General features: G+C 61.6%; 18 protein-coding genes and 5 pseudogenes. 9 read left to right on the forward strand and 14 right to left on the reverse strand.

Going from position 1 to position 23,473, the window contains the following annotated elements; genetic code table 11:
• Positions 1 to 8: 8 nt before the first annotated feature.
• Positions 9 to 1,595 carry a C1 family peptidase gene (locus JO965_RS48785; RefSeq protein WP_246777286.1) on the reverse strand — a complete coding sequence of 529 codons (1,587 nt, stop codon included), beginning with the start codon at positions 1,593 to 1,595 and terminating at the stop codon, positions 9 to 11.
• Positions 1,596 to 2,144: 549 nt separating this feature from the next.
• On the opposite strand from JO965_RS48785, the pseudogene JO965_RS44520 reads away from it, so the two are divergent.
• Positions 2,145 to 3,050, forward strand: a pseudogene (locus tag JO965_RS44520) (DDE-type integrase/transposase/recombinase).
• Positions 3,051 to 3,168: 118 nt separating this feature from the next.
• On the opposite strand, the gene JO965_RS44525 reads toward JO965_RS44520, so the two are convergent.
• Complete coding sequence (locus JO965_RS44525; protein ID WP_203447531.1) at positions 3,169 to 3,372, reverse strand: hypothetical protein; 204 nt, start codon at positions 3,370 to 3,372, stop codon at positions 3,169 to 3,171.
• A 1,311-nt stretch (positions 3,373 to 4,683) separates the two neighbouring features.
• Between JO965_RS44525 and JO965_RS44530 the strand changes: the two genes are divergently transcribed.
• Together JO965_RS44530 and JO965_RS48795 are read left to right on the forward strand one after the other, a co-directional pair.
• Entirely contained in the window at positions 4,684 to 5,721 is a 1,038-nt protein-coding gene (locus JO965_RS44530; RefSeq protein WP_203447532.1) for a hypothetical protein, read from the forward strand.
• A gap of 531 nt (positions 5,722 to 6,252) precedes the next feature.
• Positions 6,253 to 6,468: pseudogene (locus JO965_RS48795) on the forward strand (hypothetical protein); the annotation flags it as partial.
• A gap of 17 nt (positions 6,469 to 6,485) precedes the next feature.
• Here JO965_RS48795 and JO965_RS48800 read toward each other — a convergent pair.
• Entirely contained in the window at positions 6,486 to 6,731 is a 246-nt protein-coding gene (locus JO965_RS48800) for a hypothetical protein (RefSeq protein ID WP_246777336.1), read from the reverse strand.
• A gap of 501 nt (positions 6,732 to 7,232) precedes the next feature.
• Between JO965_RS48800 and JO965_RS48805 the strand changes: the two genes are divergently transcribed.
• Positions 7,233 to 7,835, forward strand: coding sequence for an IS630 transposase-related protein (locus JO965_RS48805; protein WP_246777287.1), 603 nt, complete (start codon positions 7,233 to 7,235; stop codon positions 7,833 to 7,835).
• Positions 7,836 to 7,849: 14 nt separating this feature from the next.
• Here the strand turns inward: JO965_RS48805 and JO965_RS44545 are convergent.
• From JO965_RS44545 to JO965_RS48810, 3 genes and pseudogenes are all read right to left on the reverse strand, one after another.
• A pseudogene (locus tag JO965_RS44545) lies at positions 7,850 to 8,623 on the reverse strand (IS110 family transposase); the annotation flags it as partial.
• Positions 8,624 to 8,893: 270 nt separating this feature from the next.
• Complete coding sequence (locus JO965_RS44550) at positions 8,894 to 10,063, reverse strand: IS110 family transposase (protein ID WP_203447360.1); 1,170 nt, start codon at positions 10,061 to 10,063, stop codon at positions 8,894 to 8,896.
• A gap of 49 nt (positions 10,064 to 10,112) precedes the next feature.
• Positions 10,113 to 10,394, reverse strand: a pseudogene (locus tag JO965_RS48810) (IS110 family transposase); the annotation flags it as partial.
• Between the two features lie 74 nt (positions 10,395 to 10,468).
• Between JO965_RS48810 and JO965_RS44560 the strand changes: the two are divergent.
• Positions 10,469 to 10,918: pseudogene (locus tag JO965_RS44560) on the forward strand (transposase); the annotation flags it as partial.
• 42 nt (positions 10,919 to 10,960) lie between these two features.
• On the opposite strand, the gene JO965_RS44565 reads toward JO965_RS44560, so the two are convergent.
• A complete protein-coding gene (locus tag JO965_RS44565; protein WP_203447535.1) occupies positions 10,961 to 12,055 on the reverse strand; it encodes an IS1595 family transposase in 1,095 nt (364 codons plus the stop codon).
• Between the two features lie 16 nt (positions 12,056 to 12,071).
• Complete coding sequence (locus JO965_RS44570; RefSeq protein WP_203447536.1) at positions 12,072 to 12,455, reverse strand: hypothetical protein; 384 nt, start codon at positions 12,453 to 12,455, stop codon at positions 12,072 to 12,074.
• Between the two features lie 126 nt (positions 12,456 to 12,581).
• Between JO965_RS44570 and JO965_RS44575 the strand changes: the two genes are divergently transcribed.
• Positions 12,582 to 13,640, forward strand: coding sequence for a class I SAM-dependent methyltransferase (locus tag JO965_RS44575; protein ID WP_203447537.1), 1,059 nt, complete (start codon positions 12,582 to 12,584; stop codon positions 13,638 to 13,640).
• Here the strand turns inward: JO965_RS44575 and JO965_RS44580 are convergent.
• The 4 genes from JO965_RS44580 to JO965_RS44595 all read right to left on the reverse strand — a co-directional run bounded on the left by JO965_RS44580 (position 13,621) and on the right by JO965_RS44595 (position 16,264).
• Entirely contained in the window at positions 13,621 to 14,025 is a 405-nt protein-coding gene (locus tag JO965_RS44580; RefSeq protein WP_203447538.1) for a transposase, read from the reverse strand. The two genes, JO965_RS44575 and JO965_RS44580, sit on opposite strands and share 20 nt — an antisense overlap.
• A gap of 474 nt (positions 14,026 to 14,499) precedes the next feature.
• Complete coding sequence (locus JO965_RS44585) at positions 14,500 to 15,297, reverse strand: Crp/Fnr family transcriptional regulator (protein WP_203447539.1); 798 nt, start codon at positions 15,295 to 15,297, stop codon at positions 14,500 to 14,502.
• Positions 15,298 to 15,340: 43 nt separating this feature from the next.
• On the reverse strand, positions 15,341 to 15,763 hold the full coding sequence (locus tag JO965_RS44590) for a hypothetical protein (protein ID WP_203447540.1): 423 nt from the start codon (positions 15,761 to 15,763) through the stop codon (positions 15,341 to 15,343).
• Between the two features lie 306 nt (positions 15,764 to 16,069).
• Positions 16,070 to 16,264 (reverse strand): hypothetical protein, encoded by a 195-nt coding sequence (locus JO965_RS44595; protein ID WP_203447541.1) that lies wholly within the window; start codon positions 16,262 to 16,264, stop codon positions 16,070 to 16,072.
• Positions 16,265 to 16,397: 133 nt separating this feature from the next.
• Between JO965_RS44595 and JO965_RS44600 the strand changes: the two genes are divergently transcribed.
• From JO965_RS44600 to JO965_RS44610, 3 genes are read left to right on the forward strand one after another with little or no spacing between them, the layout of a single operon-like run.
• Positions 16,398 to 18,035 (forward strand): hypothetical protein, encoded by a 1,638-nt coding sequence (locus JO965_RS44600; protein ID WP_203447542.1) that lies wholly within the window; start codon positions 16,398 to 16,400, stop codon positions 18,033 to 18,035.
• Between the two features lie 15 nt (positions 18,036 to 18,050).
• Positions 18,051 to 19,253 (forward strand): phosphatase PAP2 family protein, encoded by a 1,203-nt coding sequence (locus JO965_RS44605; protein ID WP_203447543.1) that lies wholly within the window; start codon positions 18,051 to 18,053, stop codon positions 19,251 to 19,253.
• A 1-nt stretch (position 19,254) separates the two neighbouring features.
• Entirely contained in the window at positions 19,255 to 21,342 is a 2,088-nt protein-coding gene (locus JO965_RS44610) for a hypothetical protein (RefSeq protein ID WP_203447544.1), read from the forward strand.
• Positions 21,343 to 21,775: 433 nt separating this feature from the next.
• Here the strand turns inward: JO965_RS44610 and JO965_RS44615 are convergent, their stop codons facing one another.
• Positions 21,776 to 22,051: a hypothetical protein gene (locus JO965_RS44615; protein ID WP_203447545.1), complete on the reverse strand. Its 276-nt coding sequence runs from the start codon at positions 22,049 to 22,051 to the stop codon at positions 21,776 to 21,778.
• Positions 22,052 to 22,520: 469 nt separating this feature from the next.
• Positions 22,521 to 23,405 carry an IS110 family transposase gene (locus JO965_RS44620; RefSeq protein WP_203447546.1) on the reverse strand — a complete coding sequence of 295 codons (885 nt, stop codon included), beginning with the start codon at positions 23,403 to 23,405 and terminating at the stop codon, positions 22,521 to 22,523.
• Positions 23,406 to 23,473 lie beyond the last annotated feature (68 nt).

Genomic DNA, 23,473 nt, shown 5'->3' on the forward strand with positions numbered 1-23,473 from the left:
CCATCCAGCTAGACGTTGACCCCGTAAGCTTCGGTAAAAGCGCGTTGTGCGTAGGAGTTCGTGGCGAGGGCGAACCCCTGTCGCCCCCAGCTGGGTGACCAGCTGTTCCTAACGATGAAACCGTCTTTGGTGTAACCAACAAGCGCCACGGCATGACCGCCTGCCGCGGACGCCTCGTCATACTCGGACAATAGGCCATTCAAATCCGCCGCACGCATGAAATTTTGGTCCACGACGAGCCGCGTGAGAATGGGGCCGTTCTGGTACAGCCACAGACGCCAATTCGACAGATCGGTTCCGAGATTTATGTAGCTGGCGATCTTGAGCTGGGCAGCGCGCGTATAGAAGCTCGCCTCTTGGCCTTGGAAAAGTTGTTCACGGTCGAATGGCAGAACATCTGCTGTCACCGCTCCGAGCTTGCGCGCAACTTCGAGAGCGGACTTCAAGCTGGTCCCGGCTTCTTCGATGAAGGTTGTGGGGCGAGTGCTGAACTCATCGGTTTCTTTGGCCGCCACCCAGACGAAGCGAGTCGACAGTAGGACGTTCTGCGCGATGCGACCGTTACGAACAAAATGCCAACGCAACACGGAATCTGCCGTGGCCCAACCGACGCACGAACCAGTCCTGCCTTGGTCGCCAATCTGCCACCATTGTTCGCGAAGATCTACCTCGTCCGGGACGTATGCTGCGCGGAGAATGCCCGCGTCTAAGGCGGCGTCAGTTCGCCAATCGCGTTCGACCTCTTGTGACGGCTCGCAGTTGAGGATGCGGTTCGCCGCATCGCCGCCAGTCTCGTTCGCGGCGGCCGCCATCGCGCCTGCGGTCTCCGTATTGGCCGGAGTTCCCAAGAACGTCAGAGCAAAGGCTCTTGCGTTATCCCAGCGGTTGACGAGGCCTTCCCAAAATGGGCTTGATTCATCTCGTCTCTGCCGTTCGTAAGTCTCACGCGAGGCTCGCAATCTCTCCAGTAATCGACCTAGATCCTGCTCGGCCCTTGCGATCGCGTCTCGGGTAAGGGTGCCGACGATACGGTCCGTCTCGACGCCGACGGCATGCTGAACGATCCATGCCGCCCCGCCTGGGCCGCGATTGAATACGCAGTCGCGAAGATAGAATTCGACGGCCGTCGTTCGGCACCAGCGGTCGGCGACATCCGTATAGTTGGCGATAAACTCAGCGGCGTAGCTCTCCGCCTCGTCATGGCGGCCCGATTCGATGAGAGCAACAAGAAAGTCGGCCTCTTCCTTGTGATAGCGCTCGTTAATGCCGGCGACCTCGTATCTGCCGCCACCGTCCTCTGGTCTCAGCCTGTATACGGCGATCCGACCTTGGGCATCGCGTCGCGCTTCAAAATCGACGATCTTTCTCGCCATGCGGGACCGGTCGGAAAACGAGCTCGAAACGACGAATTCACCTGGAAGTGGCGGTGACGAACCAATATCGTCCAATTCGACTTCGGAATGGGTTGGCGCGGAGATCGGCCTTCGCGCGAGATTATCTGTATTTTCCTCTTCCCGGTTCCCCGATATGTTCGAGATGCTGGCGGGAGTTTCATTTTTGTCTATTCTGGAGTTCTTGCGGCTGCCCTTGTTCATATTATCCCCATCAAAGTGCGCTCAAACCCTAAGGAGAACCTACAGACGGTGGGCTTAACAAACGTACTGTCTTTAACACGCCCCTTCTCATGCAGGACAATTCGCCAACAAGGAATTATCCGCTCCTGAGCCGCGCAAAATCGATGCCATCCTGATAATAATCTTGGTATGGTTGTGTAGCGACTTGCCTATCATACATGAGGCATAATTCTTATTTACAGTAGAAATGTATTAATTTCAACTATCAAGTGGCGGCAGAGACGGGTTGTGGAGCGAATGGATATTATGAATTATCGTTCGTACATTTTCGTATAAGTCTATCAGAAGTAGAATATTAGAAATTTTGAGTATATTGTTCTCTGGAAGGGGGAATGGATTCGAGGGCGGGGCTATCGTCTGGAGCGAACCTTCAATTGGTTCTGCTTCGACATTGCTGCTTAGCTGTTTGGTGGCGGAACGTTGTTGGGATCAGGTGCGTTGCGCGATTGAGGAGTATACTTGGCGCTTTGGCGATCTGCGACGCCGAGCTCCTCACTGCAGGAGGACGTGATGCTGTCCATCCATCCGCAAGCCCGCACCACCCCGGCTGTCGGCCACGAGATCGCCCGCTCGACTGATCCCGCCGGCGTGCTGGCTCAGCGCTTCAGCGTGAGCACCGAAACGATCCGCAAATGGCGCAAGCGCGGCCCCAAAGACTGTCAGGACCACAGCAGCCGGCCGCACAAGCTGCCCTGGAAAGCCACCGAGGAGGAACGCGCCATCGTCTGCGCCCTGAGGCAGGCCACCGGCTTTCCGCTCGATGATCTGACCTTCGTGGTCACGCATTTCCTGCCGCGTCTCAACCGTGACGTGGTCTACCGCATCCTCAAGGCTGAGGGGCTGGGCCGCCGGCGCAGCGGCGCCAGCGCCGGAGCGGCACGTTCAGAGACTACGACCTCGGTTTCATCCACATCGACATCAAGCACCTGCCCAAGCTGCAGACCACCATTGGCGAGAGCCGCAAGCGCTACCTGTATGTGGCCATCGACCGCTGCGCACTCGGCCGTCAACGACGACGAACTGACCACGAGCGCGGTTGCCTTCTTGAAAGAGGCGGTCCGCGCCTTCCCTTCAAGATCACGCACGTCCTGACCGACCCCGGCTCGTGCTTCACCGCCGATAGTTTCGAAGACGCCTGCCGCCATCTGAAGGTGCAGCATCGCAAGACCAAGCCCTACACCCCGAAAACCAACGATCTCGTGGAGCGCTTCAACGGGCGAGTGCTGGGGGATCACGATCTATAGCCATCGGGAACTTGAGACGCTGCTCAAGGGCTTCAACCAGGCTTACAACAGAAGACGGCAACGCGTGCTGAAGGGGCGATCACCGGATGAGGTTGTGCGGAGCCGCGTAGCCGCCGATCCGAAGTTGGCCAACCGGCACGCGAAGCCGCCCGATCCAGACGTATTGCCCTAAGCCCATCAGGTCGTCGCTCACGCCAAGGAGGTCTCGCATCCAGACATCCGTTCATGGACAGACGAAGCTTGGGAACTTGCGGCTGCCATCAAGGCGCACTGGCAATAGAGAATGCCCATCACCGTGGTCTGTTTACCGCTATGAAGCGCGGTGAGGCGACCCAGCCGAGATCGGACATTAGCTCGACGAGACCGGTATGGAAGTGTCCAGCTCCCGACCGCCGAACGCTGCCCTGCACCTTAGGGCTGCCGTCGAGGCATCGCGCCAGCAGAGCATGGGCGCCGGGAGAGAGCTCGAAGGGGTCGGAGCGGGCCTTGTCCATGCCTCCATGGTGGAGGGACCCGCTCGGCACAATGATCCCCTCGGGGACATGTCCAGATTCCCGTTTAGCAGCCCGCACCCTGTGGACGCACCGCTTCTGAATCCGTCGGTCGAGCGCGATGCCGATCCAGCGCCCTTGCCCCCTAAATTGCCGGGCACCCATTCTTGGCTGTGCGCCGGATCATCGGTATTCTCCCATTTCGCGTCCGTCGACGATCCGGCACCTCATTCCATGTCAGCGACGGCCCGACGCGCTCGGACGCAAGGCGGCTTGGAAGAGCAGGGGAAGACCATTGAGACCACGGCTCCCGCGTTTCATCCTCTCCGCGGTCATCTCCGCAAACATGCTTCAAGCACAACAAGCATGGTCCCAGCCTCTGCTGAGCGAACTCACCCTTGAGGAACGTCAATCGCTGGCCATCCAGATTCAAAACGAGCTTCCCAGGATCATGCTCCCCGAGCTGGTGATCGAAAGGGAGCTGGCGCTCCCAAGCCCGAGGGTTTTCGTCCAGCGTCTCGTGTTCCGGCCCAACGGCAGCATCGTCATCGAAGGTAATACACTTACCCTTGGGCAGTCGGTGCTCATCGTCGCGAAGGAAATCGAGGTTCCTCCGGAATCCGCTGGACGGGTGCAGATACAGGTACGCTGGCCTCCGCGCGAGGAGTTGCCTCCGCCTCAGGCAGGCCAACCGGGCGAGGACAGCGCCTTTACCAAGGGCCAGATTGGAGGCGAAGGCGGTCCCGGTCAGAAGGGAGGACCGGGAAGAGACGGGAGGAACGCCCCCGACGTCATCCTCGTCACTGAGGCGATCAGGGGCAGAATCTCCATAGAGATTAACGGGCAGCCGGGGGGCGACGGCGGACGGGGCGGGAACGGGGGGCGAGGCGGTATCGGCGGACAAGGCACTGCGGCCAGCCAGTCAGCATTCGACTGCCGCCGTGGCCCCGGTCACGGAGGCGATGGCGGGGCAGGAGGCAGGGCCGGCGACGGCGGCAGCGGTGGACGAGGTGGAAATGGGGGATCTCTGTTTGTGGTTGCCTCCGACGCAACGCGGGTCATTGAAGCAATCAACTTGAGGTCCGACGCCGGCGATCCTGGCCGCGGCGGTCCTCCTGGCATTCCAGGCCAAGGGGGGCCCGGCGGGCGTGCCGGGCAGGAGGCACTCCCATGGTGCAAACAGACGGCACACAACGGGGCACCAGGGCCGACGGGCTCGGCGGGCACCGGAGGACCAGATGGAAGCCGAGGAAGCATCGGAAGCCTGAAGCTGGGTCGGCTGGCCGACTTGCGCTTTGGGGTACCTTGGTGATGTTGACCGAGGGCACCAAAGGGAAATGGTCCAGGGGACTGGACCTCCTCGCCCGCAGCCTAGCCCTACTCCTCTTCGGCCTCTTTGCCTTCCTTTTGTGGCAGACGATCGATATCGGGTCGGGACAGAGCATCTTCCAGCGCCTGACGGTCCAGATCACAACGCTTGAGACATCTGTCGTAAGGCTGGAGGGGCTCAGGCGGGAAGCGCACCTTCGTAAGTTAAGGCTGGAGGCGAGTGCGCCCCCTGAAATAGCCGCGACGGTGAATACGCCTACTCCAATCGCTGTAACCAGCCCGGGAAGTGTTGCGCCACTCATTCCAAGTGCAGTCAATCTCGCCGAAGCGAACAGCGCGCTCGACAATGCGATACGCGATTATGCCGAGGAGTCGAACCGCTATTTCGCGGCGGTCTGTGATGCCGGCAAGCGCCTCGCCAATGTCGAGAACCTGACAGGGGTCTTCATGTCCTCAAACAGGAACAAGCTAGTGGAATGCCCGAAACGTTCCTTCGACCTTGAGCCGGGTAAGGTCTCCAGCAATGAGGATCCGGCCGAACAGATTCAATCGGTGAGGGTCGTACTTGATCACTACGGCGTTCTTGCCAGCTCGTACATGCTCCCGATCCTGTTCGGCATGCTCGGCGCACTCACGTTTGCACTTCGAGACATGATCTCCACGCCCAAGAATATGGGCGACCTCCCGATCGTGACCGGGTACGTCCTGCGGGTCTTCCTCGGGGCCATATTCGGCCTGATCATAGGTTACGTGAACATCAGCGGGACACCTGCCGCTGGCCTAGCGGCCTCGCCCCTTCTCCTCTCGCTTGTGGCCGGCTTTGCAACCGATGCCGTCATCTCCCTGCTGGACCGCATTGCGCTTGCAGTTAGCTACGTCCCCGACCGATTGGAGAACAGCCGGGAGAGGCAGACGCTCGACACGAGGAACCTCAAGGCCCGCCCGAGTGCCCATGGACGATCGGAAGATGCTGGAGGAGGTAATGAGAAGCCTCCCGAAGGCAGAACCCAACAAGGGACCTGAAAGTCCTATCGGAAAGCCGGGTACCCCGAAGGACGGAGGCTGACCGAGCCTGTGTGAAAACTCAAACGGCGCTCGTCGCAGTGAACTATTCGTACAAGTTCATACCTCCGCACCGAGAAATTCCCGGTTTATCGAGGCCTACGCGACATGAAGCTGCTGGAAGGAATGTCTCGTCAGCGTTTTCACACAGGCTCGACCCATCTGGAACCGTCACAGAGAACGCCCTATATCGCCAAGCTCTGTTTCAGCACTCACGACAGCCGCATAAGCACCTTCCTCATCTCGGGGTGGGAGCAGTCCTTGTTCCCACCCCAGAGTGTCGTCGCTGAATGTATCGTCAGGGAGGTTTACGGTGCTGATCCAGGCACATCGCATTAGCGCAGAAGCATCAATGTGTTAGAAGATCGTGTGCGTACTTCTGCCGGAATACAAAGCATAGCATCTCATTCTGCAATGAGAGGGTCGCGGATCCGTCCCCATTAGCGCTGAGGTTTATTGCACAAACCTTGCGCGCTCCCCAACCAAGCGAGCGTGGCCGTCGATACTGGCTATGAGATCCAGATCGATGAGGAAGCCCGCGGAGACACGCGGATTGGGGAGGCGGATGGCAGCTCGTTCAACCGCACCGACGCCATCTACAAAGTGCCGCTTGGCCCCGCGGCCGGACAGCAGAACTACCAGAACCAGCAGCGGCTCGCCGCGGGCGTCTGGCACACGTACGAAATCGCCGTGGCGGGCCGCACCTATACTGTCTTGCTCGATGGTCAGCCGTCGACCGCGTTCACCGCCGATCCGGCCGACCCCAACGGGCAGTTCCGGGGAAGGGGGGCGGCGAAGATCCGAATTCCGGGTTCATCGGAATTCAGGTGCACACCGGCACCGTCGCCTTCGCGAACATCCGTGTTAGCCCATAGGCGCCGTCCGAGGGCTGAAGCTTGCGATAATGTGGTCTCGCGCGAAGCGAGGTCGACAATGCCAAGCACGAGCATGATCAGGCCAGGCGTGGCCACGAGACCTGCAGACGTCAGCGGCAGGCGCCGGAGCAGGCGGTTGGAAAGATTGATGCGCTTAGAGGCATGCTGACCGGATGGCGTCGGGTGCCAAGGGAGATGATCTCTATGGCTACCGGAGCAAATTCATCCAGCTCGTCAGAGGAGCGAAGACGGCGGCGCCCCTGCAGTCGAACCGGACCTACAATCCGCCTCGCCCGTTTGCTCCTGCGTCAACGTATCAAGGATATCCCTTCTGACCTACGTGAAAGAATTGAAATGAAAGCTAGGTGGGATCAAACTGCCACGCTGTTTCCGAACGTCGTGAATAGACAATTGTAATGTTTTCTTGTCGATAGAGCAGCGAGAAATACTGCCTAGGAACTCTCGCCAAACCTAAGGAGGTATACCGCCATAGCTTAAGCTATGGTATTGCTGCTAGAGCACCGGACTGGAAATCCGACTCCCAGGGTTTTGGGCTGGCGCGATCTGTGATTCACTTGCTGGACCGGGAGGTGGATCATGGGTCACTGCTATTCTCTCGATCTTCGGGTGCGGGTCGCCACCTTTGTCGAGGCGGGCCATTCCTGCCGGGCGGCGGCCCGCCACTTCAAGGTCAGTGATAGCTGCGCCATCAAGCTGATGCAGCGGAAGCGGCACTCTGGCTTACTGGCGCCAGCCCGTCAGGGTCGCCCGCCGGGAGGCGGCAGGCTAGAGCCCTACGAGGCCTTCCTGATCCAGACCGTCGAGGCCAAGCCCGCCATCACCATGCCTGAACTCGCCGCTCGCTTGCGGGAGGAACACGGGATCGTGGCAGCCCCCGCGATGCTCTCGCGCTTCCTGTGCCGGCGCGGCTTCAGCTATAAAATCTATGGACCGGCCGTGCGTTGCAAGAGGGCTGTTTCTGGTTGGGTGAGAAACGGTTCGCATCAATCTATCCGGCCTCGATGTGGAGCTCTTGCTCCGGGCCATCATGGGAATCCGCGCGCACCGGGCCTGCTTAAAGCCAAGGCTTCAGCGAGCCATTTTTATAGCCAGGCTTGCGGTGCGCCGGGCAACCGTTCATCCATCCTGTCACATCCTTCTCGCGAACCTCGGCGGGAACTCGATCACCAAAAACACTAGCGGTCAGAGCAGGCTCAGACCGTGCGGCGAGTAAACTCCGGATCGTAACCGGAGGCGTGGTGCAGCACTCCCCACGCGATGCGAGCGAGCTTGTTGGCCAGCGCGACTGCTAGCACATTGCGATGCAATCGTCCTCCGGCTGCCTGCAGCCAGCGTCCAAAGCCGTGTCCGCTCCAGTGATCTGGAGACCGCAGGAGCGCTTGGGCACCGTTGACGAGCAGGGTGCGCAAGTATCGGTTTCCGCGCTTGGAGAGACCGCCTAGGATCGTCCGATCCCCGGTCGAGATCTGCTTCGGCACCAGCCCGAGCCAAGCGGCAAAGTCGCGGCCTTTGGTGAAGGCGGCTCCGGTTCCGATCGCCGCCACCATGGCGCTGGCGGTGATCACGCCAACCCCTGGGATCCCCATCAGCCGCTGGCACCCTGCATCCTGCTGGGCCAAGGCGGCGATATCCCGCGTGATGGCGGCAATGCGCTCATCGAGTTGCCGCCAGTCTGCCGCGAGATCCTCGAGCAGGTGGATCATACGCGGCGAGAGCACGTCCGTGCGCTGGGCGAGTAGCGTTGGCAGGGCCTCGCGTAGACCAGCCGGCCCTTGGCGCACGGCGATCCCACCCTCGAGCAGGAAACCGCGGATCTGGTTGATGACGGCCGTGCGCTGCCCGATCTGCCGGCTTCGCACCCGGTGAAGCGCCTGGAGATCAAGCTGCTCAGAGGACTTCAGCGGCACAGGGCGCATGGTTGGACGTTGCGCCGCCTCAGCAATGGCCTCGGCATCGCGGTAATCATTCGTATGATGGTTTCGTCAAGTCATGTTCGGATCCTCAGCTGTCTTTGACGTCCAGGGCGCGCTTGCATCAGGTCAGGCGCTTGGCGCCATCCACTCGTATCCGGTCAGCAAAGCCGACCCAGGTGCCTCATGCACGGCGTGCAAGCTGCAGGCGGGCGGGATCCAACTCTTTGGTTCGGGTCTTGAGCCCCAACGATTACACGATCACACGTCCACCCCGGACGTCACGGAGCCGTCGCTCCGGGACGATCTTCTCAATCTCGGTTAGGCCTATGCGGATCGGATCCGGGCTCCCGTTGGCACGAGGCCGGTAGTGGCGTAACGCCACAACGCGATCAGCAACTTTCTGGCAACCGCAACGATGGTGATGCGTCGACTCCGCTTGCTGTTGCCGGCCGTGTGGGCCAAAAACCAAGCAGTGACATCGCTTGTCGACTGGAACCGAACCCAGCGCCATGCCAGCTGGATCAGGCGCGCGCGAACGATCGCGTTCCCCGCCTTGCTGATGCCTTGCTCGTGCCGGAGGCGGCCACTGCTGTACGGACACGGTGTCAGTCCTGCGAAGGCTGCGAGGCTGCGGCGATCCCGAAAGTCACGACACAGCACCTCACGAGCAAGAACCACGGCGGTCTCGCGGCCAACGCAGGTGAGCTTCTCCAGCATGGTTACAGCATCCGAGGCTGCGGGCTCGGATCGAGCTGGCTCATCCTTGCTCTCCAATGAGGGCAGGAACGCCGGTTCTGCCATGGCCTGCTCAACCTCCTCAATGTGCTGCAGCACGAGCTCGAGCCGCGACAACTCCCGTTCGATCTCAGCCCGGCACCGCGCCGGCAGAGGCCCTCCGCAGCTTGTTTGCACGACAGCCAGGGCTTCGCGTCGGTCACGCCGGAGCGGCTGGTAGGTTCGGACGCCATGCAACGCCAGCAGGCCTTTGATCCGGTTGGCGTGGGCCACCCGTTCCTTGACCAGTCGCGCCAACTCACGATGAGGCCTGCGCGCATCCTCCTCCTCGATGCTCGGGATCCGGACGAAGGAGCACGCATGCCGGTCACCACGACGCCAGGCCTGGAGCGCCCGCAGGAGGCATTCCGCGTCGACCCGGTCGGTTTTGACGCGGCGCGCCCGGCGGTCGACCTTGAGGCTGGCCGGATCCATCACCCGGCAGGCGATTCCGCTCTGAGCGAGCCGGCGCTGCAACCAGAACCCGTCGTAGCCTGCCTCGAAGACGCATTCGATCTCGACGGCAGCCCTCAATCGGGCTTCGGCGTTGTGCCGGATCTGCTCGATCGTAGCGATGAGCGTATCTGCTTCACCCCCGCCGACACGCCGCCGTGACACCTTACCGGAGACAGGCTCGTGGATCGCCAGGAGCCACGTTGCCTTGCTCAGCTCGATTGCCACTAGAACTGCCGCTACTCCCAAGTCCTGAGTTTGATCCATGGCCGCCTCCTAAGTCAGCACCGACGCCGCCGTGACCATCATGGTATCTCTTGTGGCCTTTGAGAAACGGTTTGACGTATTGAGCTGGCAACAGGCGAACGTCATGGCCGAGAGCAGCGAGCTGACGGCCGACGTGGTGGGCGCCGGTGCAGGCCTCCATCCCGATGAGACAGACCGGCACGTTGGCCAGGCAGGATTGCAGCTGTCCACGCGCAATCTTGCGGCGCAGCACAATCTTGCCGCGGGCATCCATGCCGATCAGGTGGAAGGTGTTCTTGCCCAGGTCGATGCCGATGGTCGCAATGATCTCACTTGCGCTCTGCTGTGTCATGACATGGCTCCGTGGCTGCGGGACAATCCCGTGCTCCCATGCTCCGCCCGGGAGCACGGCCGGTCCATGCCATTAAAGCCCTGATGGCGGCGGAATGCGCACGCGCCGACGTGCGGGATGAGCGCCGCGTCTGGCGAGACCACCGTCAGGCCCGCATGCGCGAGCAGCCGCACCGCTTGATCTTTCTCGATGAGACGTACGTCAACACCAAGATGACCCGCCTGCGGGGGCGCTCGCGCAAAGGCCAGCGCCTGCGCATGAGCGCTCCCTTTGGACACTGGACAACCCATACCTTTGTGGCTGGGCTACGGTGCAACGAGCTGAGCGCGCTATGGGTGATCGATGGTCCGATCACCCGCTTGGCGTTCGAGGCTTACATCGAGACACAGCTCGCGCCGACCCTGCACACAGGCGACGTAGTGATCCTCGACAACCTCGCGGTTCACAAGAGCGAAAAAGCCGCTCAGAGTCTGAGGCGACGCGGAGCCTGGTTCCTGTTTCTACCGGCTTATTCGCCCGATCTTGGGGCCAGCGCAAGTTTTGTTCCTAATTATACGCCGGCATTATCAACCAAAGACAGCTACCTTCGAGACGAGGTCGATCCCGCCGGCCTTCGTTCGGCGCATCTCGCGTCCAACGGCGAAGCGGAACACGGCTGGGAGCTGCAGAGCAGGCGGTATTCGCGCCCACAAGGTCTTGGTCACCGGCCGTCCTTTGCGTGTGCGTCGCGGCGCCTGGCCCGTGACCACCCGCTGCGACCAGCGAAAGCCGATCTCGTTAAAGTAGAGATCTGCGTGGTGCGGGCTGATGCGGTGGAACACGCCCGAGACGGTACGGCGCACCCGGTCATTGAAGCCCTCCGCTGAATTGATGTGAACCGGACCGCGAGCATATTCACGAGCCTTATGGTGGACGGTGTCATGAGCCGCAAACGCAGTGCCAATTGAGACGAAGGCCTTCCATTCATCACTCATCAGATGAGCCTTCGGATCGACAGTCTCGGTGAGAACCCGGTCCGCTTCGGACTCGGAGAGATCCCCAATCACGGCCGCCCGAACCTCCCCAGACGGCGTCCCGACACTCACATCCGGCGGCCGTTGCACGGCCACAAGTGCTGGCGTTTTCAAGGTTTTCGGCTCACCTTTGCGTCCTCGTCCTGGTGGAGAATAGTTCTTCTCCCGCCGCGGCCTGCCACCGATATAGAGGCCGTCGATCTCTACAACACCATCCAGAGCCTGCTCGCGCCCGACCATCAGGCGCAGGGCATGCCCCATTCGCCAAGCCGTCGGCTGGCTGACACCAAGCGCTTCCGCCAATCGGATGGAGGAAATACCCTTGTCGGACTGTAGCATCAGCCAGAGGCCGGAGAGCCAGACCCGAAGTGGAAGCTTCGTCGCATGCAGGGGTGTTCGTGTTGTGACGGTGAACTGATACCGGCAGGTGACGCTCGAGCATTGGTAGAGCCCAGCTCGGGCTCGCTTCCCGTTCTCTCGGCCCATCAATGCAATGGAGTGGCGATAGCCGCAGGCTGGGCAAACTCGCCCGTTCGGCCACACCATCGCCTCAAGCAATCGCCGGCAATGGCTCTTGTTTTGGAAGGCTCTGACCATGTCGGGAACGGTGGTGATCCTCGACAGCACCTCGCGTACAGACAGATCCATCCCGACCTCCCGTTGATTACGGGATCAGAATCCCACGCAAAAGCTTCGCTGCAAAGGAAAAGCTGTGTTTGGTTGATAATGCCGGCGTGTCAATGGGAACAGTTCTTGCGCTGGCCCCTTCATGCCCGAGCAGGACCGACGGAACAATGATGATATCCGTCGTCGCGATCTCAGAGACGGAGCGGTGCGCCTCCACAGGGACGCCGCTCGCCAGCGCCACGGTGCCCCGCTCGATAGCGACGATCTCGACCGTGAACGGCGGCGATTCCGGAATCGATGGCTCCAGGCGGCCGAGCATGCGGAACGAGCCCAGCACGTCGTAGATCCCGGTCAGGGTCGAGATGACCGCATCAGGAATGGCGACAAGGCTGACGTGCAGCGGACGCGTCGCTCCCGGCATCGAAGGGCCTCCTGGCACAAATGGACCGTTCCTGGCCAGTCTCGCACTCCCGGACGAGAGAGCCAATCGGCATCCTGACCTGGCTTTCGGCGCAATGAGCGCGGAGGCGTAAGGACGGAGTGAACGATGATGATCAATCAGCAGCAGCTCGATACGCTGGTCGGGGGCCTTCTTGGGGAGCTTTCGGCGGGCTATGGCGGCGTTATGGTCAGCCTTGGCGACAAGCTGGGTCTCTACCGTGCGATGGCCAGTCAAGGTCCGCTGAGTTCACATGAGATCGCCCGGCGCAGTGGCTGCAGCGAACGCTATGTTCGGGAATGGCTCAACTCCCAGGTCGCCGGGGGCTACATCGACTATCATCGGGCATCCGCCACCTATGAACTCACGCCGGAGCAGGCTGCCGTCCTGGCGGACGACACGAGCCCGGTCTTCCTGCCGCACGCCTGGCAGGTGGTCGCCTCCATGTGGGCGGACGAGGAGAAGACGCTGAACGCCTTTCGGACGGGAGAGGGGGTGAGCTGGGGCGAGCATAGCGATCGCCTCTTTTGCGGGGTCGCTGCGTTCTACCGCAACTGCTACAGCGCGAGCCTGGTCCAGGAGTGGCTGCCGAGCCTGTCAGGCGTCACGGCCAAGCTCGAAAAGGGAGCCAAGGTCGCCGATATCGGCTGCGGCCATGGTCACTCGACGGTGCTGATGGCCAAGGCCTATCCGCAGAGCCGCTTCTGGGGCTTCGACGGTCATGAGGGGTCGATTGAGATTGCCCGAAGGGTCGCCCGAGAGGCGGGGGTGGCGGAGCGCGTCAGCTTCGAGGTCGCCAATGCTGATGAATATGCCAAGCACGACTACGACCTCATCTGCTTCTTCGACTGTCTGCACGACATGGGCCGGCCGGTCGATGCGATGCGCCATGCGAGGGCTACGATGGCCGAGGACGGCACGATCATGCTGATCGAGCCGTATGCGGGTGACCGGGTCGAAGACAACATCAACCCGGTCGGCCGGCTCTACTATGCGGCCTCGACGACCCTGTGTTGCGCTCACGCGATCTCAGAGAAGGGAACGCATGTCCTCGGTGCTCAGGCAGGACCGGGCAAGCTCGAAGCCGTGCTGAAGTCGGCCGGCTTCGGAACCATTCGCCAAGCCGCCCGAACCCCGTTCAACTTGATCATCGAGGCCCGCCTGTAATCCGCCCGCCAGGGGTCTGGGGATGGCCTTGCAAGCGGCAGAATTCGCGGCGGGCCAGACGGTGAAGATCCGCGACTGATCTCGGCAGCGCGTTTGCCATGGCGCGCTTGACGACGGCATTGCATTGCTCCTCGGGGTTGAGCTCTGCTGCATAGGCCACCGCATAGTCCTGCGGACGGGCCGCGATGAACGCGGCGGTTGCTCGGGTCCGATGGGTATTCCGCCGATCCCAGACCACCAGCAGCGACGTGCCAATCTTTTGACGGAAGGAGCGCAGGGCCAGGATAATGCAGCGGCTTGAGATGCTGGTGCGGAAGTGGCAGGCATACAGCCGGCCATCTGGCGTGATCGCCACGATGCTCGACACCTCGCGCCGCTTGCTCACCCACCGCAGCACCGGCGTCAGCCAAGGTCGTGTTCGGTCCTCAATACCGTAAATCGCAACTCATGCTAAAGTAATGGTCCCTGAGCCAAGCGATCCAAGAGGGGCCGCGGAGTTGTCTCAGGCGGAGGCGCTGTGGTCTCGCACCGAATTTGCGCTGAGTATGCAGACCGTAGCAACTCCTTGATGGCCTTCATCCGTAAAATCTTCGCGTCAAGCTGTTGTGCAAGGATGAGATTGATGTTGAGTGCGCGAAGATTATGGGCGGCTCTCTCTACCTCCTCGACCTTCATGCCCCAATATAATTGATCGTTGGCGTCCGCCAACACATCCAGAGTGGAGACGACAGTTTCGCCATTAATGGACATTGAGGTGCCTCCAGGGGAATGTTCCACGGTACTAGCTATGGTCCTGCACAAGCCGAAGCTGTTGATCCGAGCACAGGACACATGGCGCATTTCCTTGTTCAGAAATTTTTCACCCGACAAGGCGAGAGTGGTACTCGTCGCCAGTGTGATCTTCCCGTCCAACCAAATCGGATAGCCTTCCGACATCTCTGACTATAAGCGTGCTGCCACGCTTCTCGATGATCCCTGCGCGAGCGAGTTTGTTAAGTTCACGCGTGACGGCCTCCCGACCGGTGCTTATTCGGCTTGCAATCGCAGCATGTGTGGGAGCTGGAAAGATTACAGCTCTATCTTGGCCCGGGGCATGTGTGTCCGCTAGACGAAGTACTTCGGCCCGGACGCGGCTTGGTACCGAGAGAGTGCTGAGCTCGATCACACGCTCCGACAGGCTGCGCACATGCAAAGACAGCTTACGAAGTACCGCGACACGAAATGGTTTTTGCTCGTCCATCAGGTCCCAAAATATGGCGGATGACATGACTGCAACAACCGTATCGGTGAGGGCTACGGTATGAGTTGGTCGCGGATGGTCATCGATAGCGGAAAGCTCACCGAACATATCGCCCGTCGATAGGTCGCGAAATGAGATTTCGCGACCGGAGAATGAAAAGAAGTTTATCCCTACCGAGCCGCGAGCGATAAAGTACACTTCGCGATCGTTATCCCCGCATCGCAGAATAGGGCGTGAAGCTTTGTAGAATCGCCATTGACACCGCTGCGCGAGCAAGTTCACTACTTCGAGAGGCACGTCTTGAAACGCCTTAATGAAGCATAGGTTCTTATCCGCTTGCCCGATTTTTATCGCTCCTATTGCGCTGGAACGTTGTTCTGAATTGACAAGAGCCGATGATGTATTCGGGATTGCCATGTTCAATCTCTCTTGATGTCCTACATAAGCGATTTTTCAAAAGCTACTGCCTCTCAAACAGGGAACCTTGAAAGGGGGCGTCGGAGGCCATTGTTAGTGCTCGTCTTTGAGCCATACGGTAGGCTTGGACTGGGCTAGCGATGTTGCGTGAGCGACGTGCCGTTGATCGCGCAGAAGCAGTGCCGGCGCGGCCAGAAAATTTGTTGCAGATGAGGAGTAGTTCTCCGACGCTTAGACCTATCCTGAACCGGAAGTGGCTATCTTCGGACGTGCTCTTCTCGACCGCTTCTAATTCGTCCTGAATTTTGATCGCACATGGCGAAGTCGAAAAAACTCTCGTGGCATGGAATGCCGGGTTGGCGAGTTTGAGCTGGACGTTTGCGGGCCAAGGCAGGCCCTCGGTTTCGCCGGTTAAGCCATCGTATCGCCGGTTCACGATGTAGCCCATCAAATCAGCGAGTTTCATGTTGCAATCTCCTCGCAGTCCGACCGCTTGGGAGTAGAAGCCGACGCCATCGAGACTGCAGGCAGACGGTCGCGACGGGTGAGTGAAATGGCTGTGAAATTGGTCTGACGTGAGCTTAGCCGTGGCTGAAAGATGGCTTTCGTCGATCAGAAGCTTGGCGGATGGAGATCGCGCAGTTTGGTATCCGGGGGGCCATTTGTTCGCATGCCGGCCCGGGCTGCACAGGCCGGCGCTGCCGCTCCGACCGAGGCGAAAAGGACCGGCCACAAGCGGCTCAGCGGTCGTCCTCAAGGAGGAATCGATGGATCAGTCGTCCTGCGATAGGTCGCTTGGGCCCACGCGATCCACGAGATCGATCATAGCGCTCAGAATGGTCCGCTCCTTGGCATCAAGCCGCGGTGAGGCCACGAGACGGACCATCCGTGGGCGCAGGTCGGGCCAGCGCTGATAGAAATCGAAGAGATCCTTGATCGTCGGAATGCATGCTCGGTCGTCGGTCATCACGGTCTCCCGTCCTGTGCCGTATCCGAGCCTAAGGGGACACAGCCCTGCGGCAGGCGTGAAAACGGTGTGAATCGCTTCCCCGGCAACCCGTTTGCGGGTAAGATACTGACAGGATGTCTAGGAGAGCGCGGTGGAACCTAGGCTCGACATCTCGCTCTTCGGGACATGTGCCGTCCGGCTAGCGTGTGACGGGCGGGCCGCTATCGAGGTCCGGGGCGCAAAGCACCGAGCGCTTTTCGCGCTCCTGGCTACGGCACCGCTGGGTCGTCGCTCGCGCGGCTATCTGCAGAAGACGCTCTGGGGCGAGGGCGATTACGACAGCGGCCACCAGAACCTGCGCCGGGCGCTCGCCGATCTCAGAAAGGCGTTGGGTCCGGCCTTCGACACGATCCTGCACGCCACCGCGACCGACCTGCAACTCTCTCTCGACCATACGCGCTTTGCCCCCGGCGAGGGATCGTTCCTGCATGACCTCGATGTGCGCGAGCCCGCCTTCCTCACCTGGCGCGACGAGATAAGCTCGCGCCCCGACTTTCTCGCCGCCTTCGGGCGCGCGAGCCGGAGCGGAACGGTGCGGCTGCGGCCGCGCATCAGCGCACTGCCATTGACGGCTCTCGATGGCGACCCTGAGCTTCGTGTCCTCGGTGACTGGATGGCCGAGGAGATCTGCCGCGGCCTCTCGCGCTCCACGCTTATTACCGTGATTTCCCATCTCTCCGGTCGGGCGATGGCTGGCCGCATGATCGACATTGCCGGCGTGCGTGACATCCTTGGTGTTGACTACCTCGTCACCGGCACCGTCCGTCGACGAGGAGCCGAGATCGTCTGCGACCTCGACTTCGTGGATGTTGCGAGCGGCATGATCCTGTGGTCCCGCAATCTTGTCTGCGATGCCGCCGCGGCCACAAGGACGCTCCCCGACCGTTTGGCGGAAGTGATCCGGGCTGTGGGCCGGTCCGTCGCGGAAACCACACTCAGGAATCTCCGCGGCATATCGCTGCCCGAGATCGCGGACCACGAGCTCCTTATCGCGGGCGTCGCCTCCATGCACCGCCCAGCCCTAAGGGACTTCCTCACCGCGCGCCATTACCTCTCAGAGGCTGCCGCGCGCGCGCCCAATTCGTCCGACGTCCATGCTTGGCTCGGCAAGTGGCATGTGCTCAACGTGTTCAAGGGCTATTCGACCGACCGGGCGGGCGATACGCAGCGGGCGCTCGGCTGCACGGCTCAGGCGCTCGACCTCGACCCCGATTCGAGTTTTGCCCTCGTCATCGACGGCTTCGCGCACAGCAACATCCTGCGCGACTTGGGCGAGGCCGGCCGCCGCTATGCCGCGGCACTCGACCGCAACCCGAACGAGAGCCTTGGATGGCTTCTCCGCGGCGCACTCCTTGCCTTCCAGGATCAGGGCACAGCGGCCGTCCACGCGACCGACACCGCGCGGCGCCTCTCTCCTATCGATCCCTTTGGCTATTATTACGACAGCCTCGCCAGCACTGCGCACATCTCCGCTGGCAATTTCCACGAGGCTCTCGTTTATGCCGAGAGGAGCTTGGCCGTGAACGACCGCCACATCTCGACGTTCCGGTCCAAGATCACAGCACAGTATAGCCTCGGCGACGGCGAAGGCGCGCGGGGGACGGCGGCCGAGCTGCGGCGGCGTTTCCCGGACTTTCGGATCGACGACTACCGCCGGACCCATCCGTCGGCGGAGCATAAGGTCGGCCGGCTCGTGATCGAGGCGCTGACCGCCGCAGGCATTTCGTGACAAAGGGAGTCTGAGATGAGCCAGGCAGGCGGACTGGGCGGTTTGGGCGGGCTCGGAGGTCTGGGTGGGCTCGGCGGCCTTGGTGGCCTCGGAGCGTTCACAGGCCTTGGCGCGTTCCTTGGCGCAGGTGATCCCGGAGGCTATGACGTCCTGACCACGGCAGGCCTCGGTACTACGGCCGAGGCGCTCCGCCATCTTAGTGGCACGGACGAGCTGCCCCCCAAACCGCGCGAGCTTGTCCCCCGCAGCGAGGACAGCATCCGCCGCCTCGCCGTCTGGGTGCGCGGCTCGCTCTACGTGAGCGAGTTCTTCTCCGGCCTCGTCTGGTCCCCCGGCAAGGCCGAGAAGGATGGGCGCGACACTGCCTCTCTAATTGATAAGACGGAGGCTGATAATATGGCCTGGGTGACGCTCCACCGCCCTTCGGCTGAGCTCCTCCAAAAGCAGTGCAGCAAGGTTCTCGACTACGCCGCCCTGCGCGAGGAGCGGCAGGCGGAAATCCTCTCGCAGCTCGGCTTTCCTACTCCGTATTTCGCGATGATCCTAGGGTTGAACACCGCTGAGCATGCACACACGTTCGAGCTCATCACGGCCACGCAGGTCGTGGCCGCCCATACGGTAATGGTCCCCAAGTTCTTGCTCGCCGTCCGCCGCCCCGATCAGGTCGATGGTCGCATCCAGCCGATGATCCCTACGCCCGGTCACTACTCTTACCCGTCCGCTCATGCGACCGAGGCTTATGCGGTGCTCACCGTGCTCGAAGCGCTGATAGCCGAATGGGGCACGCTGGCCGACTGCAAGGAGCGGGTCTACATGCTCCGTGGCCTCGCCGAGCGGATTGCGGTGAATCGCACGATTGCAGGCGTGCATTACCCGATCGACAGCTGGGCAGGCGCGGCGCTCGGTCAAGCGGTCGGCCGCGCCGTGCTCGACCGCTGCAACTATAATGCGGATAAGCGTGCCGCCACGTTCGCTAAAGCGGGCGTCAACTCAGAGGCAAAAGCGCATCCCGTCACGTTCGTTGCCGAAGACGTCCGCTCAGACGTCGACTTTTGCGATCACGACCTGCGCGACGAAGATTGCTCTACGGCCGCGGGCCTCACCTATCACCGCGACAAGGCGCACTCCGCCGGGAAGACGGACGTCTTCTCCTGGCTTTGGGAACGCGCCGCAGCCGAGCGGCAGGCCAAGGCCGCGGCTGAGCGGCAGGGGGGTTGAGGTGGTCCCCGGGCGCCAGGAGGAGGAGGGCTTCGACCGCTTTGCTCGTCCCTACGAGCGCTGGGTCTATTCCAAGGAGTTGGGCCTCCCCTTCGCCTTCCGGGCAATCCGACAACAGGAGGTGTGGCAGGAAGGGCGGCACGTGGCAGGGCTCCTCGAGGGCACGGCCCATCGGGATGCCAAGAACGATGAAGTGCGCCTGCCGCCACTCTGGCCTCCCGACAAGCACTACGCGTTCACCCCTTTCGCGTTCACTGATGACGGGAACCGCGAGGAGACGCTTGACCAGATGCTCGCCCGCCGCCTCGGCTCGCTTTTGGATCGTGGGATCGCCCCGCCTGTCCGACTCAATATGCCGATAGCCGCGGCCTCTTGGGTGACGAAGGAAAATTATGAGCCCGATGCTGCCTCCGAGACTTGGAAGAAGCCCGACAGCGTAAAAAAAGCACCCGCGATCCTCGGCGTAATCGAGGACGCGCTGCCCTTCGCACATCGCGCGTTCCTTGACCGCGACGGCTGTACGCGGATCAGCCATCTCTGGCTGCAGTCGGCCCGCGCTACCGCGAAGCGCGACCGGGTGCCCTTTGGCCGGGAGATCACGAACATTGAGATCGACACGCTCCGAGCCGACTACGGCCCTGACGAGCGGCGCCTCTATCGCGAGGCGGGTGCCATCGACCGCAGCCTTCCCGAGATAGGTCAGGTCCTCGAGCGGCACTCAACCCACGGCGCCCATATCCTCGGCCTTGCAGGGGGCAACGATCCGCAGTGGATCGCGGCCCCCCAGGTCCCTGATGAGGTGCAGATCGTGGCCGTGCAGTTGCCCAACACCGTGGCCTGGGACACGTCGGGCTTCGGCAAGGAGATGTTCATACTCTCCGCGCTCCACTACATCTTTGTCCGCGCGAGCGAGATCGCGCAGGCCTTCGAAGTCAGGGGCGAACTGCCCCTCGTGGTCAACCTCTCCTACGGCTGGAGCGCCGGGCCACATGACGGGCATTCGGAGATGGAGTGCGCGATCGAGGAACTCCTCATTCGCCGTCGCAACGGAGAGTTCAACCGCGATCGCGAGCCGCAGAAAAAAAGCTTCATCGTCGTGCCCATGGGCAACAACTTCGCCGATAAGATGCACGCCGTCTTCTCAGACGCAGATATGCGCAAGGGGCCGGTGCGGATCGGGTGGCGCCTGCTGCCAGACGACCGAACGGCGAGTTATCTCGAGATCTGGTTTCCCAAGGAGTTCAACGCCGAGGGCTGGGAAGTCCGGTTGGTCCCACCGCCCGGCATCAAGCTCGATCAAGACCGAGTCGTTATCAAGCCCGACACGGCTCTTAAGCCTGTAGGCTACCCGCGCTGCTTCGCCGACCTCAAGATGGGTGGACGGAACGTGGGGCAACTCTCGGCCGATCACTACGGCCTCAAGCGTTGGAGGGTGATCCTCGCCATGATCCCCACCGCCGAAACCGGCAGCGATCGCCGACTGCCGCCAGGCCTCTGGAAAGTCGAGATCGACCCGATGGGGTGTCCGTCGCTCCCTGAGGGCCAAATGATCGATCTCTGGCTGCAGCGTGACGACGATCCGCGCCTCATGCACATGGGCGGTCGCCAGAGCCACCTCGAGGAGCTGCCTGACACTCGCCCCAAAGGCCAGCCTGGCGTTGTCCAGCGCTATGGCACCCTCAGCGCGTTGGCGTCCACACCCTCTGTCACCCGCGTGGCTGGCGTCGTGGGGAGCACTGGGCACCCAACGAAATATTCGAGCGCCGGGGCGCTAGGGCGCGACGAGCACGTGCCTCGCGGTGAGCCGACACTGGCTGCGATCTCTGACCAAGGGGTCATGCTGCCCGGATTGCGATCCATCGGTTGCGTGTCAGGGTCGGGGGCTCGTCTCACCGGCACGTCCGCTGCTGCGGCGCTCGCCGCCCGCTGGATGGTGGTGAAGGCTGCGGAGGGATGCTACGACCTCATGTCTGGACTCGCGCCCCTTCCGGCACGCCCGCCAGCCATAGACGAGGAAAGCTGGACGGCCCGAATTGGTAAAAAGGGGATAGTACCAATCGGCCTCTGCGCCCCGTACTGGCTTGGTTGAGCAAAATGGCCTGAGCTGGAATTTGGCCGTTCCAGGTGGGGAAGCGTACGGCCTCTGTGAGGCGGTTGAGCAGAGCCCGCGGGATTTTCACGTCATCCTGGTCGTGCCGGGACATTTCAAAACTGGCGCTCCACAGTTTGGCTCGAACGATCGCCAGCGCATCGCTGAAGGTCAGGTGAGATTTCGCATACCAGGCGGCCTGCCGTGGTTTCCAGCCGTCGTTGAGAACCTCTCCCGCCCACACGGTCACTAACGAGAACAGGCCGAGCAATGCTGGCGTGGTGCGGGCGATCGCCTGGTCCGACCACTGGCGTTGCGTTTCCACTCCGAGATGGCGGCGCACCTCCGCAAACGTCACCTCGACCGACCAGCGCCGCACAGACCAAGTGAGCACCTCCACCGGATCCGCCGTCAGATCCGTGCACAGGAGAGCCTACGGCTCGAACTCACCCGCGAGGTCTCGCACCAGCACCCAGCGGATCGGCACGCACTTGCCCGGGTGGTACCACAGCGCCGTGCCGGACACGACCGCAAGGTGCCGATCCTGTCCTCCGTACCAGCTTGTGACAGTGATCCGCCGCCAGCGCGTGGTCGGATCGCTCAGCCGCTGCGCCAGAGTAGGCTGGCGGGCGTTGTCATGTCTGGATGGCGCCCGTTTGGCAATGTGATTGTTGATGATGTTTGGGCCTCGCGGGGCGGGTGCAGTCATGTCTCCGGCCTTTGAATGCGGTTCTTCATGACCACAGGCCCTGATGTTTTACGCTGGAAGCTGGTCCCTCTCACATTATCGCGCTTGACTGACGCAAGACAACGCCACGGGTTCTCCAATTCCGGCGGTCCATGTCCGCTCATCGGACCTTACACATAAAGGCTTGAACAATCGTGCGTCTCTATTCGGCCGATGGGAGTCAAGCGCAATCAGATGGTCCAGTTCCAGAGCGTGAACAGTCCTGCGGGTTCTTGCTTCTCTTCGGATTCGGCACAACGGCCCTTCCATCATGGGGTCGGAAGAATGAAGCGGAACTATCTGAGAAGCGTCCTTCTGCACCCAGAGGTGCGAGGAACATGCTCGATTTCGAACTCACTTCATTCGTCGTCCCGCAGGGGACAGCCTCCCGCTCGGGTGCGGAAGCTCGTGGTTCTCCTTAATCTGAATGCTCGTGATCAGCCGGGCTTCCTCAGGCCATCTGAACCTCCCTCGTCCAACGGAACTCAGTGCCGTCGCACCACATGCGATGCATGTTCACCGCCAGACGCCTCGCCAGGGCAATCACGGCCTTTCCGCTGCCGCGCCGCTGGGCCACCTTCATGGCCCAGGCCTTCAGCCCGACAGCTTTCGAGTTCCGGAACCGGGCCGGAATGTCAATCGTCGCCACAAAAGCCAGCGACACAACCGGACCCACCCCAGGAATGGTCATCAGGCGCCGGCATACCTCATCCCCGCGGGCGAGGTCCAGAAGCTTACGGTGCAGAGCGGCGAAGTGCTCGCGTAGCCTGCACCGGGCATCCAGCAGCCGTTCGACAATCTCGGCCAGGTCCGGCAGGCCTGCAACAAGCTCGCGGATGCGCTGCTCGAACTTGACCGCTCCCACTATGCCAATCTTGAGACCGAAGTTCAGCAACAGGCCACGGATGTCATTCTCAATTGCGATGGCTTTCTCCTGCAGGAGCTTGCGGGCGGTCAGCAGCACCCGCCGCTTTTGGCTGGTGAGCGTCTTCACGTGCACCGGACGAAAGAGATTGACCCGCATCATCTGGGCGATGCCGCGGGCATCATTGCGGTCGCTCTTGTTGATCTGCGCTTTCAGGAAGGCCTTGGCGTGGCGCGTCTCAATGCACACAACCGGCAGGCCCGCGTCTGCCAGCCCGTCGAAGAGCCACTGCGAGAGCTGGCACGCCTCGAGCCCGACCCGCTCCAGGTGCCAGGCTGGATCCTGTAGGATCCGCAGAAGATCCTCCGGATGGGTGGCGACCTTGACCTCACGGCAGATCTTTCCCGTCTCGTCCAGGATACACACGGAGGTTTCTTTGACCGCGATGTCTAATCCCGCATCGTGCTTCATGGTGCGTTTCTCCTACTGAGGCTCGAGGCCGTGACCTCGTTGTACCATCAGCCTGGAGCGCTGCACCT

The sequence above is a fragment of the Microvirga sp. VF16 genome (assembly GCF_016864375.1).
In the GTDB taxonomy this organism is placed as follows: domain Bacteria; phylum Pseudomonadota; class Alphaproteobacteria; order Rhizobiales; family Beijerinckiaceae; genus Microvirga.

Bases quoted from the DNA above. Each gene is read 5' to 3' on its own strand.
- JO965_RS48785 (WP_246777286.1), bottom strand. From the start codon at position 1,595: ATGAACAAGGGCAGCCGCAAGAACTCCAGAATAGACAAAAATGAAACT.
- JO965_RS44525 (WP_203447531.1), bottom strand. From the start codon at position 3,372: ATGGACAAGGCCCGCTCCGACCCCTTCGAGCTCTCTCCCGGCGCCCAT.
- JO965_RS48805 (WP_246777287.1), top strand. From the start codon at position 7,233: ATGGGTCACTGCTATTCTCTCGATCTTCGGGTGCGGGTCGCCACCTTT.
- JO965_RS44550 (WP_203447360.1), bottom strand. From the start codon at position 10,063: ATGGATCAAACTCAGGACTTGGGAGTAGCGGCAGTTCTAGTGGCAATC.
- JO965_RS44565 (WP_203447535.1), bottom strand. From the start codon at position 12,055: ATGGATCTGTCTGTACGCGAGGTGCTGTCGAGGATCACCACCGTTCCC.
- JO965_RS44570 (WP_203447536.1), bottom strand. From the start codon at position 12,455: ATGCCGGGAGCGACGCGTCCGCTGCACGTCAGCCTTGTCGCCATTCCT.
- JO965_RS44575 (WP_203447537.1), top strand. From the start codon at position 12,582: ATGATGATCAATCAGCAGCAGCTCGATACGCTGGTCGGGGGCCTTCTT.
- JO965_RS44585 (WP_203447539.1), bottom strand. From the start codon at position 15,297: ATGGCAATCCCGAATACATCATCGGCTCTTGTCAATTCAGAACAACGT.
- JO965_RS44590 (WP_203447540.1), bottom strand. From the start codon at position 15,763: ATGAAACTCGCTGATTTGATGGGCTACATCGTGAACCGGCGATACGAT.
- JO965_RS44595 (WP_203447541.1), bottom strand. From the start codon at position 16,264: ATGACCGACGACCGAGCATGCATTCCGACGATCAAGGATCTCTTCGAT.
- JO965_RS44605 (WP_203447543.1), top strand. From the start codon at position 18,051: ATGAGCCAGGCAGGCGGACTGGGCGGTTTGGGCGGGCTCGGAGGTCTG.
- JO965_RS44615 (WP_203447545.1), bottom strand. From the start codon at position 22,051: ATGACTGCACCCGCCCCGCGAGGCCCAAACATCATCAACAATCACATT.
- JO965_RS44620 (WP_203447546.1), bottom strand. From the start codon at position 23,405: ATGAAGCACGATGCGGGATTAGACATCGCGGTCAAAGAAACCTCCGTG.